Origin of the sequence: Nonomuraea sp. NPDC050153 (assembly GCF_044460125.1) — a bacterium.
In the GTDB taxonomy this organism is placed as follows: Bacteria; Actinomycetota; Actinomycetes; order Streptosporangiales; family Streptosporangiaceae; genus Nonomuraea.
Genome location: NZ_JBITJQ010000034.1, coordinates 25414 through 40266 on the forward strand (window position 1 = coordinate 25414; position 14853 = coordinate 40266).

Annotated in this window: 13 protein-coding genes; 9 read left to right on the plus strand and 4 right to left on the minus strand. The window is 71.6% G+C overall.

All coding sequences use genetic code 11. The features are described 5' to 3' along the window. Positions 1-8: 8 nt before the first annotated feature. Together ACIBQ1_RS49235 and ACIBQ1_RS49240 are read right to left on the minus strand one after the other, a co-directional pair. A complete protein-coding gene (locus ACIBQ1_RS49235; RefSeq protein ID WP_397288719.1) occupies positions 9-1355 on the minus strand; it encodes a cytochrome ubiquinol oxidase subunit I in 1347 nt (448 codons plus the stop codon). Between the two features lie 180 nt (positions 1356-1535). After that, complete coding sequence (locus ACIBQ1_RS49240) at positions 1536-2405, minus strand: polysaccharide deacetylase family protein (RefSeq protein ID WP_397288721.1); 870 nt, start codon at positions 2403-2405, stop codon at positions 1536-1538. Positions 2406-2522: 117 nt separating this feature from the next. Here ACIBQ1_RS49240 and ACIBQ1_RS49245 point away from each other — a divergent pair, with 117 nt between their 5' ends. From ACIBQ1_RS49245 to ACIBQ1_RS49255, 3 genes are read left to right on the plus strand one after another with little or no spacing between them, the layout of a single operon-like run. Then, a complete protein-coding gene (locus tag ACIBQ1_RS49245) occupies positions 2523-3194 on the plus strand; it encodes a carbon monoxide dehydrogenase subunit G (protein WP_397288723.1) in 672 nt (223 codons plus the stop codon). Between the two features lie 42 nt (positions 3195-3236). Beyond that, positions 3237-4133 (plus strand): hypothetical protein, encoded by an 897-nt coding sequence (locus ACIBQ1_RS49250; protein ID WP_397288725.1) that lies wholly within the window; start codon positions 3237-3239, stop codon positions 4131-4133. A gap of 41 nt (positions 4134-4174) precedes the next feature. After that, positions 4175-4579 (plus strand): MarR family winged helix-turn-helix transcriptional regulator, encoded by a 405-nt coding sequence (locus ACIBQ1_RS49255; protein WP_397288727.1) that lies wholly within the window; start codon positions 4175-4177, stop codon positions 4577-4579. Here ACIBQ1_RS49255 and ACIBQ1_RS49260 read toward each other — a convergent pair. Continuing rightward, the gene (locus tag ACIBQ1_RS49260) at positions 4551-5195 is read right to left on the minus strand and encodes a thymidine kinase (RefSeq protein WP_397288729.1); all 645 of its coding nucleotides are present in this window, start codon (positions 5193-5195) and stop codon (positions 4551-4553) included. The two genes, ACIBQ1_RS49255 and ACIBQ1_RS49260, sit on opposite strands and share 29 nt — an antisense overlap. A 149-nt stretch (positions 5196-5344) precedes the next feature. Between ACIBQ1_RS49260 and ACIBQ1_RS49265 the strand changes: the two genes are divergently transcribed. The 5 genes from ACIBQ1_RS49265 (at position 5345) to ACIBQ1_RS49285 (ending at position 12298) form a co-directional block, all read left to right on the plus strand. Next, on the plus strand, positions 5345-7345 hold the full coding sequence (locus ACIBQ1_RS49265; RefSeq protein WP_397288732.1) for a hydantoinase/oxoprolinase family protein: 2001 nt from the start codon (positions 5345-5347) through the stop codon (positions 7343-7345). Continuing rightward, entirely contained in the window at positions 7338-9146 is a 1809-nt protein-coding gene (locus tag ACIBQ1_RS49270) for a hydantoinase B/oxoprolinase family protein (RefSeq protein ID WP_397288734.1), read from the plus strand. The genes ACIBQ1_RS49265 and ACIBQ1_RS49270 overlap by 8 nt, the downstream gene beginning before the upstream one ends. Before the next feature lie 12 nt (positions 9147-9158). Further along, positions 9159-10043, plus strand: coding sequence for a Gfo/Idh/MocA family protein (locus tag ACIBQ1_RS49275; RefSeq protein ID WP_397288736.1), 885 nt, complete (start codon positions 9159-9161; stop codon positions 10041-10043). A gap of 82 nt (positions 10044-10125) precedes the next feature. After that, positions 10126-11133, plus strand: coding sequence for an NAD-dependent epimerase/dehydratase family protein (locus tag ACIBQ1_RS49280; protein ID WP_397288738.1), 1008 nt, complete (start codon positions 10126-10128; stop codon positions 11131-11133). 109 nt (positions 11134-11242) lie between these two features. Further along, positions 11243-12298 carry a dihydrodipicolinate synthase family protein gene (locus ACIBQ1_RS49285; RefSeq protein WP_355367404.1) on the plus strand — a complete coding sequence of 352 codons (1056 nt, stop codon included), beginning with the start codon at positions 11243-11245 and terminating at the stop codon, positions 12296-12298. A gap of 61 nt (positions 12299-12359) precedes the next feature. On the opposite strand, the gene ACIBQ1_RS49290 is transcribed toward ACIBQ1_RS49285, so the two are convergent. Then, a complete protein-coding gene (locus ACIBQ1_RS49290; protein ID WP_397288740.1) occupies positions 12360-13595 on the minus strand; it encodes a hypothetical protein in 1236 nt (411 codons plus the stop codon). A gap of 29 nt (positions 13596-13624) precedes the next feature. Between ACIBQ1_RS49290 and ACIBQ1_RS49295 the strand changes: the two genes are divergently transcribed. Further along, positions 13625-14776, plus strand: a complete 1152-nt coding sequence (locus ACIBQ1_RS49295; protein ID WP_397288742.1) for a DegT/DnrJ/EryC1/StrS family aminotransferase — start codon at positions 13625-13627, stop codon at positions 14774-14776. Positions 14777-14853: the final 77 nt, after the last annotated feature.

Sequence of the window (14853 nt, forward strand, 5' to 3'; positions counted from 1 at the left end):
CTGCTCCCTCAGTACATCAGCGACGGCTCGCGCCGCTCGGTGGCGGCGGGGGTGGGCGCCTGCTCCTCGACGCCCTTGCGGACATGCCTGGCCAGCAGGACGACCTCGGCTATGGCGAGCGCGCCGTACAGGAGCGTGAAGATCGTCAGGGACGTGGCCACCTCGGCCAGGCTCACGCCCGGCGACACGCTGGAGGCGGTGAGCAACTCGCCCGCGACCGTCCACGGCTGGCGGCCGATCTCGCTCAGCAGCCACCCGGAGATCACCGCGACCAGCGGCAGCGGCAGCGCCAGCAGCAGCGCCCGCGACAGCCACCTCGGGAACTCGCGCCGGCGCCGGGTCAGCCAGAGGCCCAGCACCGACAGGCCCACCGTGGCCATCCCGAACCCCATCATCACCCGGAACGACCAGAACACGACCGCCTGGTCCGGCCGGTAGTCGCCGGGGCCGAACTGCTGCTCGAAGCGGCGCTGCAGGTCCTCTGTGCCCTGGACGGTGGCCTCGGGGTCGTGGTCGGACAGGAAGCTGAGGAGCTTGGGGATCTCGATGCCGGGGACCACGGAGAACGCCGCGCCGGCCGTGTCGCGCTCCAGCCCTTCGGCGGAGGCCAGCTTCATGGGCTGCTGCTCGTACATCAGCCTGGCCGACATGTCGCCTGTGCCCGCCACGACGACGCCGGCGAGGGCCGTCATGACGAGGGCGGCGCGGGCGGCGCCGCGCCACATCGGGGCGCGCGTCCTGAGCAGCCAGTAGCCGCTCACGGCCAGCACGAAACCGCCCGCCACGATGAACGCCGACCCGATCACGTGGGGCACCTGCGCCACCGCCGTGGAGTTGGTCAGCACGGCCCACAGGTCGGTCATCCTGGCCTTGCCGTCAACGACCTCGTAGCCCACGGGGTGTTTCATCCAGGCGTTGGCCGCGAGGATGAAATATGCCGACAAGTTGGACCCGATGGCGGCCGCCCAGATGCACGCCAGATGCACCTTCTTCGGCAGCCGCTCCCAGCCGAAGATCCACAGGCCCAGGAACGTGGACTCCATGAAGAACGCCAGCAGCGCCTCCATGGCCAGCGGCGCGCCGAAGACGTCGCCGACGAACGTGGAGTACTCGCTCCAGTTCATCCCGAACTGGAACTCCTGCACGATGCCGGTGACCACGCCCATGGCGAAGTTGATCAGGAACAGCTTCCCGAAGAACTTCGTGAGCTTCAGGTAGTGCTCCTTGCCCGTGCGGTGCCAGGCCGTCTGCAGGCCCGCCACGAAGATCCCCAGACCGATGGTCAGGGGCACGAACAGAAAGTGGTACACGGTGGTGACCCCGAACTGCCACCGTGCCAGGTCAAGTGCGTCCATCTCCCCGCCGACTCCCTGAGCTCTACAGCCTGTAGTTCATCTACCTGAAGTAGTACTACAACTCGTAGAGCAACGCGATGCGACCTTGCTCACATCGCTCCCCGTTGGTTGTTTCCGCATCGAGAATCCCGCGCGGGCGGGGCCCGGCGCGTCCGCCGCCAGGGTGATCCGGGAGTACGCCTACCGGTCGACGGTCATGGCGGCCAGGTACGCCTGGAGGTTGCCCAGCTCGTATCCGCGACGCCTGATCTTGTCGACCAGGATGCGGAAGTCCCTGGCCAGGTTGGGGCGGAAGTGCAGGAGCAGGATGTCGCCCGGGCGCAGGCGCTTGTCGGGCACCTGGTAGGCGATCTTGCCGCCCGGCTGGACGGTGGCCGTCCACAGGAGGACCGCGTCGATGCCGCAGCTCTTGGCCGCCCTGAGCGTGCTGGTGTCGTAGTTGCCGAACGGCGGCCTGAACAGCGTGGGCCTGGCGCCCACCTGCTTCCTGATGACCTGGGAGGAGTCGCAGATCTCGCGGCGCTGGGCGTCCTGGGAGAGCAGGCGGAGGTTGGGGTGGGTGAGGGTGTGGTTCTCGATGGCGACGCCGGCGTTGCGGAGCTGCCGGAAATATCCCCATTTACCGGCACCTACATATTTCCCTGGGCCGCCGGCCGGGTCCGGGGTGCCCTTGGCCTCCACGGCGTCGCGCATGGCGAAGGCGGTGATGGGGATGTGCCGGTCGCGTACCTGCCTGACGAAGCCCGGGTCCTGCTCCCAGCCGTCGTCGATGGTCAGGAAGACGACCTTGCGCCTGGTGGGGATCGAGCTGATCACGGGCGGCAGGTCGCCGGTGCGCTCGACCGGGCGCACCTCGCCCCTGCGCGGTTGCTCGCCCGGCGGGCCGTGCCGGGTGGCCTTGGGCCTCACGGATGTGGACGTGCTCGGGGAGGGGGAGGCGGTGGTGCCGGGCCGGCGGACGCTCGCGGTCCCTGCGGGGGTGCACGCGGCGACGAGGGCCAGCACGCAGGCGACGGCGGCCGGACGGGACATGATCTTCAACGCGCGCATGGGGCCCCATCTTGCCAGGCATGATCCGCAAGGCGCGTGCTTCCTCTGGCAGGTGTTGCCCTTATCCACGGGGTCCCGGCTGCTTAGAGTGGCGGCATGAAGGTGGCGGGTAGTGCCGTGATCGGCGTTCAGAGGGACCGGGTGTGGGCCGCGCTCCAGGATCCGGCGGTGCTGGTGCGCACCATCCCGGGGTGCGAGCGCCTGGAGGAGACCGGGCCGGACACGTACCGGATGACCGTGAACGCGGGCGTCGCGTCCATCAAGGGCGTCTATCAGGGAGAGGTGGCGCTGGCCGACCCGCTGGCGCCCGAGAGCTTCACGCTCAAGGCTCGGGGGCAGGGGGCGCCGGGGACGGTGGACGCCACCGTCCTGGTACGGCTGAGCGAGGTCGAGGGCGGGACCCGGGTCGACTACGACGCCGACGCGGTGATCGGGGGGATGATCGGCGGGGTCGGGCAGCGCATGCTCGGCTCGGTGGCCAAGCGGACGGCGGGGGAGTTCTTCTCGGCGGTCGAGGATCACCTGCGCGCGCCGGCCGGTGCTGAGCTGCCTGCCCAGGTGGCCGTGGCGGATCAGGTGGGCCCGGAGCAGGTGGGCCCGGAGCAGGTGGGCCCGGAGCAGGTGGGCGCGGTGAGCCCGGTGGGCGGCTCCGTCTACGCGCGGCCCCCCAAGGAGCGCACGCAGACGCGGCCCTGGGTGATGCTGGCGTCGTTCGGGATGGGGGCGGGCATCGCGCTCACGGGCGTGGCGGTGGGCTGGCTGCTCGGACGAGCCTCCCGGCGCCCATAAGGACTCTCGCGGAAAAGGATCTCCAGGCGTAGCGTGGCTGGTATGCGGCAGGCACACGCGGAAGACGCAAGAACCGAGGCCAGACGAGTCGTTCGCAACCTGCTGGGCGACGAGCGCCCCACAGCCGAGACCCTGATGGCCGAAGCGCGCCCGGTGTTCGGGGACGAGCGGACCGAGCGGGCGCTGGAGCTGGCGCTCGGAGCCGCGCTCACCCGGCGCTCGGCCGAGCTGGCCGCCATCGCCGCGCTGCTCGTCGGCACGCGCGAGCTGGGCGAGGAGTGGTGGGGCCGGTCCAGGGGCGGCAAGCTGCCCGCCCCCGACGAGGTGGTGCGTACGGCGGTCGCGATCGAGCCGTGGACCGATCTGACCGCGCTCGAGATGCTGGCCGCCTGGATCTCCGACGACGCCGCCGACCAGATGTGGGGCAGGCCCGTCGCCGAGGTCGACCTCAACTCGTGGCAGGCCGAGGACCGCTTCCGGCTCCCGCCCGGGGCGAAGCCGGGGCAGCGGCTGGTCGTCCACTTCGACCCGGGCGGGCGGCTCGACGCGGTCGTCACCCGCCGGCCCGACGACGATCTCGGGTCGAACCTCGACTTCCACTCCCTGCGCTACTCCCGGCCCGCCGAGGCCCAGTGGAGCTGGGGGGTCGCGGCCGGGCTGGGGCCGCACCGGCTGCCCGGCGAGGACCCCGACCCGTACGCCCGCGAGGTCCCGCCGGCCGCCGTGGGCGTCCTGCGCGCCTGGGCGGTGCGGCACGGCGCCACCCGGGACCAGCTCGGCGAGCGGTGGGAGACGGTCGGCGACGTGGTGGCCGCCATCGAGCGCGTGGACTGGATGTGGCGCAGCGGGGAGTGGTTCGGGTGGTGGCGCGGCGCCTCGGCGCTCGTGGACGACTCGGCGTACCTCCCCTACCGCCTGGAGGAGCTGGCCGCCGGATAGGCGTGACGACGGAGGGCACGGCGTCGTGTGACAATCGAGACGTGTCGCGACGTCGCCTCGGTTACCTGCTCAAGCACGCCAACCTGCGCCTGGGGGAGCTGACGGGGCCGGCGCTGGAGCCGTACGAGATCGACGGGCGTGAGTTCGGCGTGCTGTCGGCGCTCCGCACGCCGGAGCCGCTCTCCCAGCTGGAGGCCGCCCAGCGGCTGGGCATCGACCGCACGACGATGGTCGCGCTGCTGGACGGGCTGGAGCGGAAGAAACTCGTCGGGCGCCGGCCGCATCCCGGCGACCGGCGCAAGAACATGGTGGAGCTGACCGGCCACGGGCGCGAGGTCCTGGAGGCGGCCACCCGCGCCGTGGGCGTGGCGGAGGAGGAGTTCCTCGCCGCCCTGCCGGAGGAGGACCGGCGGCTGTTCAGGGACCTGCTGGACCGCCTGCTGTGAGGACGGCCTGGTTCTCGTCCTCGCCGAGCCGGCCGGAGCGGTGGTGGCGGCGGCAGAGCACCTGGTAACGCACCGGCGAGGCGTCGGTGTCGCCGATCACGACCTGCTCGCCCGTACGCGCCATGCTCCCGCCCACCACCCTGGCGTTGAGCTGCCCGGGACGCCCGCACCAGCACAGCACCTCGACCTGCAGCCGGCACACCTCGTCCGCCAGCTCGAACAGCCGCTGCGCCGCCGGGAACATCACCGACCGGAAGTCCGAGGCCAGCCCGAACGCGTAGACGTCCACGCCATGGTCGTCCACCAGGTCCGCGAGCTGCTCGATCTGCTGGACGGTGTAGAAGCAGGCCTCGTCGCAGATGAGGTAGTCGATGCGGTCGTGGGCGGTGACCAGGCTCACGAGATCGAGGGAGTCCTCCACCTCGATGGCCTCCAACCCGAGCCCGATCCGGCTGGTGACCTTGGGGCCGCCGGAGCGGTCGTGTTTGGTCAGCACCAGGCCGCGCCTGCCCTGACGTCCGTGGTTGTAGTTCATCTGGAGCGCCAACGTGGACTTCCCGCAGTCCATGGGGCCGAAGTAGAACTTGAGTACGGCATCCCGGGCGCCAGACGGCACGGCAGACAAGGCAGACAGTTCAGTCACGGGGGGCCAGCTTAGTGGCTTGGCTTGTTCCATGACCTCGTGGGACATTTCTCCTCTGGAGTTCGCAGGAGGAACTGTGGTCACCCGCGAGCCGAACACGGGAGGGGTCGAGCTGAGGAGCCATGCATAGCGTTCGTATCGGAGTGGACACCGGAGGAACGTTCACCGACGTGGTCGCGGTGGACGAGGAGACCGGTGAGATCCGCACCACCAAGACCCCCTCGACGCCCGCCAACCCGGCGGACGGGTTCGTGGCGGGCATCGAGAAGCTCGGCGCGCTCGACATCGGGTCGATCGTCCACGGCACCACGGTGGCCACGAACCAACTGCTCGAGGACCGGATCTCCAACCTCGGGTTCATCACGACCGAGGGTTTCGAGTTCGTCCTGGAGATCGCCAGGCAGAGCGTGCCCGACGGCTACGGCAACTCCTACTTCTGGGTCAAACCGCCCAGGATCGTTCCCGTGCACCTGGTGAAGACCGTCGGGGGGCGGCTCGACCACCTGGGCCAGGAAGTGTGGCCGTTCTCGGAGGAGCAGGCCGTGGAGGTGGCCCGCTGGTTCCGGGCCAAGGGCGTCACCGCGATCGGGGTCTGCTTCCTGCACTCCTACGCCAACCCCGAGCACGAGCGCCGCATGCGCGAGGTGCTCTGGCGCGAGCACCCGGAGGCGGTGATCTCGCTGTCGAGCGACGTGCTGCGCGAGTACCGCGAGTACGAGCGCTCGGTCACCACGCTGGTGGACGCCGCCGTCAAGCCCGCCATGCGCGGCTACATCGCGAGCCTGTCCAACCGCCTCGGCAAGCCGTTCTCGGTCATGAAGTCCAACGGCGGCATCCTGTCGGCCCGCGAGGTCGTCAACCAGCCGATCACCACCGTCCTGTCGGGCCCGGCGGCGGGCGCGCTCGGCGCGGCGCTCATCGCCTCCACTGCGGGGCACCCGTCGGTGATCACGCTGGACGGCGGCGGCACCTCGACCGACGTGGCCGTGGTGATCGACGGCGAGCCCTCGATCACCACCGAGGGCTCCGTGGGCCGCTACCCGTGCAAGATCCCGATGATCGACATCATCACCGTCGGCGCGGGCGGCGGCTCGATCGCGTGGATCTCGCCCGAGGGCACGCTCAAGGTCGGCCCCAGGTCCGCGGGCGCCGACCCCGGCCCCATCTGCTACGGCAAGGGCGGGACGGAGGTGACGGTCACGGACGCGCACGTGTTCCTCGGCCGGATCCCGCCCCACCTGCTCGGCGGTGAGATCCCGCTGGACGCCGACGCCGCGCGCGGGGGCATCGAGGCGCTGGCCGACAAGCTCGGCCTCACCCCCGAGCGCACGGCGACGGGCATCCTGGAGATCAGCGCGTTCAACCAGAGCAACGCGATCAGGCAGCTCACCGTCAAGCGCGGGCTGGACGTGCGGGACTTCCCGCTGGTGACCTTCGGCGGGTCCGGGCCGCTGCTGGCGTGCCGGCTGATCGACATCCTCGGCCTGCCGTCCGTGATCGTCCCGCGCGACCCTGGGAACGTTTCAGCGTTCGGGCTGCTGACGGTGGACGTCAAGAACGACTACGTCCGCACGTACGTCACCCGCGAGCTCTCGCTCGGCAAGGCGGTCGAGATCTTCCACGACCTGGAGCATCAGGCGGGGGAGGCGCTCGACCGCGAGGGCTTCGACGACCCGGTCTACCTGCGCAGCGCCGACCTGCGCTACTACGGCCAGGCGTACGAGGTGCGCGTGCCGGCCCCGGCGGGCGAGATCGACGAGGACTGGCAGGCCGAGGTGATCGACCGCTTCCACGCGGCCCACGAGAAGCTGTACGGGTACGCGTACCGGGACGATCCCCGACACGGCGTCGAATGGGTGAACCTGCGCGTCTCCGGCATCGGCCCCATCACCCGCCCGGCCGTCCGCCGCCTGGACAAGGGCGGCGAGGGCGCCCCCTCGGTGCGTCCGGTGCATTTCGACGAGACCCGCGACACCGCGATCCACCAGCGCTCCGCCCTGGGTCCCGGCGCCACGGTCGCCGGGCCGGCCGTGATCGAGGAGTACGGCTCGACGATCCCGATCCACCCGGGCTTCACCGCGCAGGTGGACGAGTATGGAAATGTGGAGGTACGGCGTGACTGATCCGATCTTGGTGGAGATCGTCGAGGGCACGCTGGCCTCCGTCGAGAAGGAGGTCGAGACGGCCATCGCGCGCACGGCCCGCTCGCCGATGATCCGCGACGCTCACGACTTCCGCGCGGGCATCCACGACGTACGGCTGCGCAAGCTCACCGGCCGCTCCTACAGCGCGCTCGTCCAGCCGGTGGTGCGCGACTTCCCGGTCGAGACGATGAAGCCCGGCGACGTGTACTTCCACAACGACGTCTACCTCTCCGAGGGCGGCATCGGTCACCTGCCCGACCTGTGCGTGACCGTGCCCGTCTTCCACGAGGGCGCTGTCGTGGCGTTCGTGCAGGCGTTCGGCCACCACGACGACATCGGCGGGTCCGTGCCCGGCTCCATGCCCTCGCACGCCCGGTCGGTGTTCGAAGAGGGCCTGATGGTGCCGCCGATCAAGCTGTGGGACCAGGGCGTCCCCAACGAGGCCGCGCTGCGCATCATGACCCGCAACTCCCGCATGCCCGACTCGCTGGCCGGCGACCTCGACGCCGAGTGCTCGGCCTGCCTGATGGGGGCCCGGCGGCTGGGCGAGCTGTTCGACCGGTACGGCCGGCAGGCCGTCGAGGAGTGCTTCGACGCGATCATCTCCAAGACCACCGAGACGTTCCGCAGGGAGCTGCTGGCCAAGATCCCCGAGGGGACGTACGTGTGGGAGGACTACGCCGAGCACGACGGCGTGGACGAGCCCCGCCTGCACGCCCAGCGGATCACTTTGACGGTCGACCACGCGGAGGAATCTCCGCTGACGATCGACTTCACCGGCACGTCGCCGCAGGCCAAGGGGCCGATCAACCACGCGGGCGACTACGCCGACGGCGTCTTCCTGAAGAAGTGGCTGGCCCCGATCCTGCGCAACCTGGCCGACACGCCCGAGCGGATGGCCGAGCTGGACGTCAACGAGGGCGTCGTGCCCCTCATCAAGATGATCTTCCCGGAGAAGGGCACCCTGCTCACCCCGGTCTTCCCGGCCCCCACGAACGCCCGCACGTTCGTCATCCTGCGCCTGCTCGGCGTGCTCGCCGGCGTGCTGGCCAAGGCCACGGGCGGCCGCATGCCCGCCGACCAGGAGACCATCCGCTACACCGGCGTGTACGGGACGGACGCCGACGACCAGCCGTACCTGATGCGCGAGGTCCTGGGCGGCGGCTCGGGCGGCCGCTGGTACGCCGACGGCGAGGACACCATCCACGTGGTGCCCGACTCGCGCAACATCCCGGTGGAGTTCGCCGAGGCGCGCTGGCCGTTCCGGGTCGAGCGGCTGGCGCTGGCCTGCGACTCCGGCGGGCCCGGCATGTTCAGGGGCGGGCTGGGCTACGACAAGCACATCAGGATGCTCAGGGACGCCTCGTACATGTCGATCGCCGACCGCTCGATCCTGTCCTGCTGGGGCGTGAACGGCGGCCTCGCGGGGCGGCCGTTCCGCGTGGAGATCGCGGGCAAGGAGATGGAGGGGCTGGTCGACGACCATCCGGTGCAGGCCGGTGAGATGATCCGCATCCGTACGACCGGAGGCGGAGGCTGGGGCTCCCCCTACGACCGCGACCCCCGGGCGGTGGCGGCCGACGTCCGGGACGGGAAGGTGTCGATCGCGGGCGCGCTGGGGGACTACGGCGTGGTGCTGGACGGCGACCGCATCGACGAACAGGGCACCGCCGAGCTCCGCGCCCGCCTGCGCCCTCCGGGCGGCCGCTTCTTCGACCGTGGCCCCGGGTACGCGAAGCTGTCGGGCGGGCGCGCGTACGCCGAGGTGGACGAACTTTAGGGAGATCCCGTCGTGCGTATTGTCCTCGCCGGGCTGGCGACCAGCCACCCGTACACCGACGCCCGCACCCTGACCCGCCACGCGGAGCTGGTGGTGTGGGAGCAGGACCCCGAGCGGCTGCGGCGCTTCACCGACGAGCACCCGGCGGCGAAGGTGACCGGCAGCCTCGGCGAGGCGCTGGCCACCGGGCCCGACGGCGTGGTGCTGACCGTGCCCAACCCGCAGGTGCCCGAGGCGCTGGAGCGGGTCCTGGAGACCGGCGCGCCCTGCTTCGTGAACAAACCGGCCGCCGCCAGCCGGGCGCAGCTCGACGCGCTCGACCGGCTGGCGATCGGCGAGCGGGTGCTGTCGAGCTCGGTGCTGCGGTTCGCCCCCGCGTTCGCCGGGGTGCGGGTGGATCCCGGCGAGGTGCTGGCCGTGCGGGCCACCGTACGGCACGACGTGGGGTTGTGGGCCGACGGCTACAACGCCTGGCAGGACACGCCCGGCGAGGGTGGCGGGACCATGGTGACCATGGGCATCCACGGCGTCGAGCTGCTCGTCGCCCTGCTGGGGCCGGACGTGCGCCTGGTGGGCGCCGCCGGGGCCAAGCGGCACTACCAGGGCCTGCGCTCCGAGGACACCGGCGTGCTGGCCCTGCGGTGGGGGAGCGGCGTCACGGGCACGGTGGAGATCATCGGCGTCTCCGAGGGCGAGGACTACACCGTCACCGTGCACACGCGCGACGGCTCCGAGTCGATCGCGATCGAGAGCGGCGACGACCCGGTCAAGGGGCTCGGGTACGAGGGGACCATCGACGCGTTCCTCTCCATGGTGCGCGGCGCGCCCAGCCCGGTGCCGTGGGAGCAGACCAGGGCGATCCTCGACGTGCTGGTCACAGCCCGTGAGGTCGCCTGACCCATTGTGCGTACCCGTTGACAGCCGAAGTCTGTGCCAGTTACGGTCTGGACCGTAAATAACAGACGGAGGAGATGCCCGCGTGCGCACGACAGCGGAACTCGAGGAGCGGCTGGCGCGGCCCGGCGCCGGGCTGGTGGACGATCTCAGGGGGCTCGACGGCGACATCCTGATCCTGGGCGCCGGTGGCAAGCTGGGGCCGAGCCTGGTGCGGCTGGCGCTCAACGCCACGAACGGGGACCGGCGGATCATCGCGGTCTCGCGCTTCTCCGAGCCGGGGCTTGCCGAGTCGCTGGCCGAGGACGGCGCGACGGTGGTGGCCGCCGACGCGGCCGACGAGCGGGCGCTGCGCGACCTGCCCGACGCGCCGAACGTGGTCTTCCTGGTCGGCGCCAAGTTCGGGACGCAGGGGCGCGAGCACGCCACCTGGTTCACCAACGCGTACCTGCCCGGGAGGGTCGCCGACCGCTTCCGGCACAGCCGGATCGCCGCCCTGTCCACCGGGAACGTCTACCCGCTCGTCCCCGTCACGAGCGGCGGCAGCACGGAGGACTCCCCGACGGGACCCGTGGGCGACTACGCCATGAGCTGCCTGGGCCGCGAGCGGGTGCTCACGCACTTCTCCGAGACGTACGGCACGCCGATGTCGCTCGTCCGCCTCAACTACGCGGTCGAGCTGCGCTACGGCGTGCTCGTCGACCTGGCCCAGAAGGTCCTCGCCGGCGAGCCCGTCGACCTGTCGACGGGCCAGGTGAACGTGGTCTGGCAGGGCTACGCGAACGAGGTCACGCTCAGGTCGCTGGCCCTGGCCTCCACGCCGCCGTACCTCCTCAACGTGACCGGGCCCGAGCTGCTCTCGGTGCGCCGGATCGCCCAGGACCTCGGCGCGGCGCTGGGCAAGGAGCCCGTGTTCACGGGGGAGGAGGCGCCGACCGCGCTGCTGTCGAACGCGGGCCGCTGCCACCGCCTGTTCGGCTATCCCGAGCTCACGCCCGCCGAGCTCATCGAGCACACGGCGCGGTGGGTGACCGGCGGCGGGCCGCTGCTCGGCAAACCCACCAAGTTCGAACGCCGTGACGGCCGCTTCTGACCGGCTCCGGCACCCTGCCCGACGCCCTGCCCGCCGCTCTGCCCACTGCTCTGCCCGCCACCCTGCACGCCACTCCGCAGGCCACATCGACGACCAAGGGGGACCTCACGTGCTCAGCACGGCTCCACAGGCGCAGACGTCCGTTCGCGACCTGTTCAGGCGCGGCCTGGTGATCCCGGCGCACCCGCTCGCGCTCACCGAGGACAGGAAGCTGGACGAGCGCCGCCAGCGGGCGCTGACCCGCTACTACGTCGAGGCGGGCGCGGGCGGGCTGGCGGTGGGCGTGCACACGACGCAGTTCGCCATCCACGGCACCGGCCTGCTGCCGCCCGTGCTCGAACTGGCGGCCCGCACCGCCAAGGAGGTCGAGCGCGAGGTGGTGCTGGTGGCCGGGGCGACCGGGCCCACCGCCCAGGCGGTGGCCGAGGCGGAGCTGGCCCGGTCGCTCGGGTATCACATGGTGCTGCTCAGCCCGCACCGGGAGCTCGACGAGAACGCGCTCATCGACCGGGCCAGGGCGGTGGGCGAGGTGCTGCCGGTGATCGGCTTCTACCTGCAGCCCGCGGTGGGCGGGCGCACCCTGTCCCGCGATTTCTGGACGCGGCTGGCCGCCGTGGAGTCCGTGGTGGGCATCAAGGTCGCCCCCTTCGACCGGTATCGCACGCTGGACGTGCTGCACGGAGTCGTACGGGCGGGGCGGGCCGGGGAGGTGGCGCTCTACACGGGCAACGACGACCACATCCTGGCCGACCTCATCACGTCGCACCGGGTGGTCGTGGACGGGCGCGAGGTGGAGGTCGAGTTCGTCGGCGGGCTGCTCGGGCAGTGGGCGGTGTGGGTGCGGCGGGCCGTGGAACTGCTGGAGGAGGCCAAGCTCGCCCGGGGCGGCGACGACGCGGCGGTACGGCGGCTGCTCACGTTGGACGGGCACCTCACGGACGCCAACGCGGCCATCTTCGACTCGGCCAACGGGTTCCACGGGTGCATCCCGGGCATTCATGAGGTGCTGCGGCGGCAGGGACTGCTGGCGGGGCGGTGGTGCCTCGACCCGGAGGAGGAGCTTTCGCCGGGGCAGCTTGCGGAGATCGATCGGATCTGGGGCGCTTATCCGTGGCTCCGGGACGACGACTTCGTCTCGGCCGGGCTCGACCGCTGGCTCTCCTGACCCCATGCCCCTCCTCCCCGCCACCCCCACACCCACCACCCCTGCGCCCGGGGTGCGGGGGTCAGAGGGTCAGGCGGTAGAGGGTCAGGGGGCGGCCGCTGGAGCCGCTGGTGAGGTTGCCCGTGCGCTGCGCCAGGCCCGCGAGCTCCAGCCGGTGCAGCATGCGGCGGGCCGTGCGCTGCTGGACGCCCAGGCGGTCGGCGATCTCGCGGGTCGTCAGCGGCTCGTCCCCCGCCGCCGTCCGCGCCTCCAGGAGCCTCTCCAGCGTGGGCACCGACAGGCCGACGCGGCGGGCGATGACCGGCAGGTTCTGCGTCCCCGTGGGCGCCGGGGTGACCGACTCCAGGACGATGTCCGTGTCCGCCCGCAGCGACAGGACCGCGGCGACGTCGCCGATCCGGCGGGCCCTGGCCAGGGCGCGGCGGGCCAGGCTCTCGGCCTCCGCGGCGCTGCGGCCCAGGCCGAAGCCGACGCGTACGACGTCGTTCTGGCCGGCCAATCGCGCCAGCATGGGCAGCGCGGTGAAGCCGCCCGTGGCGTCGTGGAGCGGGCCGCGGGTCGTCACCAGCAGGTGCGTGCCGCCGCGGAAGGCCGCCAGGGTGCCGCCGAGTGCCGTGGCCTCGCGCAGCAGGCCCTCCTCGTTGGCCACCTCGACGAGCCCGATCGCGATCTGGGCGTCCTCCTGCGCCTGGCCCTCGGCGGTCAGCATGAGCTGGCGCAGCGCCACCCGTACCGAATGGACCGAGGGCACCAGGCGCAGCACGGGGCGCTCGTCGCGCAGGGCCTCGTGCACGGAGCTGAGGCAGGTGATCACCGCGTGCGCGGGCCCCTTCCGGTGGAAGGTGACGGCCTTCTTGGAGGTCATCTCCGGCCGGTACGGGAGCGTGCGCAGGTCGGCGGTGGGCAGCCCGGCCTCGGCGAACGTGGCCTGGACGTCGGCGGCCGACAGCGTGTCGATCGACAGCCGGGTGATGTCCTGGCCCTCGTGCTGGAGGCGTACGAGGGCGCTGAGCAGCGTCGCGCCCGAGTAGTCGACGAACGCCGCAGGACGGGTGAGCGCCTCGGCGTCGCGCGAGAGCATGTAGGGCACTATGCCGGTGAACAACCACCCCTCGACGGAGGCGGCGTGCGCCTCGACGATCGTGGGCGCCTGAGACTCGTGGTCGTAGTCGAGGCGCAGCGTGCTGACGCCCGGCTGCTCCTCGCAGACGGCCGCGACGTCGTCGACCAGGTCGTGCGGGCCGACGACCCCGATGACGATTCCCACCCACGCCTCCCTCTCGCTATTTTCGGTCAAGACCGCAATCATATCCTGTGAGGTGCCCGGTGAAGTTCCCGTCCATGGCGGAAGCGGACGGCCGTACGCTCGGCGACGAGGAGGTGGCCGCCGCCGAGCGGGTGATCCGCTCGGGCATGCTCAACTCCGTCTGGGGGACCGAGGCGCGGGCGCTGGAGCGCGAGATCGCCCGCGTCTACGGCACCCGCCACGCGATCACCTGCAGCTCCGGCACCGCGGCCCTCCACCTGTCGGTCGTCGCGGCCGCGCCGGACCCCGGAGACGAGGTCATCACGACGCCGATCACGGATTTCGGGACCGTGGCCCCCATCTTGGCGCAGAACGCCGTCCCTGTCTTCGCCGATGTGGATCCCTCCGACGGCAATCTCGATCCGGACTCGGTGGCCGCGCTCATCGGCCCCCGTACGAGGGCGATCATGGCGGTCCATCTGTTCGGCGCGCCGGCCAGGGTCGGCGAGCTGCGCGCGCTCGCCGACGAGCACGGCCTGACGCTCATCGAGGACTGCGCGCAGGCCTGGCTGACCGAGCTGCCCGGCGGCGGGCTCGCGGGCACGGTGGGCGAGGTCGGCTGCCTCAGCCTGCAGCAGTGGAAGCACATCACCTGCGGCGACGGCGGCGTGACGATCACCGACGACGACGAGCTGGCCAGGCGGATGCGGCTCTTCTCGGACAAGGGCTGGGACCGCGCGGCGGGCCGGTCGCACGCCGCCTTCGGGCTCAACTACCGCATGACCGAGCTCCAGGCCGCCGTGGCCCGCGCTCAGTTCGCCAAGCTGCCCGGTGTTCTCGCGGCCCGCCGCCGCACCGCCGGGCGGCTCCTGGACGCCCTGAAGGGCCTCCCAGGGGTACGCCTGCCGCGCCCGGACGGCCACGCCTGGTGGCTGTTCCCGGTCGTGTGCCCCGACGGCGACGCGCCCGAGCTGGCCGCGCACCTGGCCGCGGCCGGGATCCCCGCGCGGGCCGGTTACCTCGCCCAGCCGCTGAACAGGGCGCCCGTGTGGGAGGCTGCCATTTACGGCACATCCCGTTACCCGCTCGACGACTACCGGCCCAACCCCTGCCCGCAGGCCGAGCGCATGGTGGACCGTACGCTGCTGGTCATCGACTGGAACGAGAACTACACCCCCGCGCACGTCGACCTGATCGCCCACGAAATGACGAAATTTCGGGCTCGACCGTAGTTACGTTCATGTATCAGGGATTGACCCGGCCAAGATGCGCTCACTAGGTTTCGGTCAGGACCGGTATTAGCGAAAGG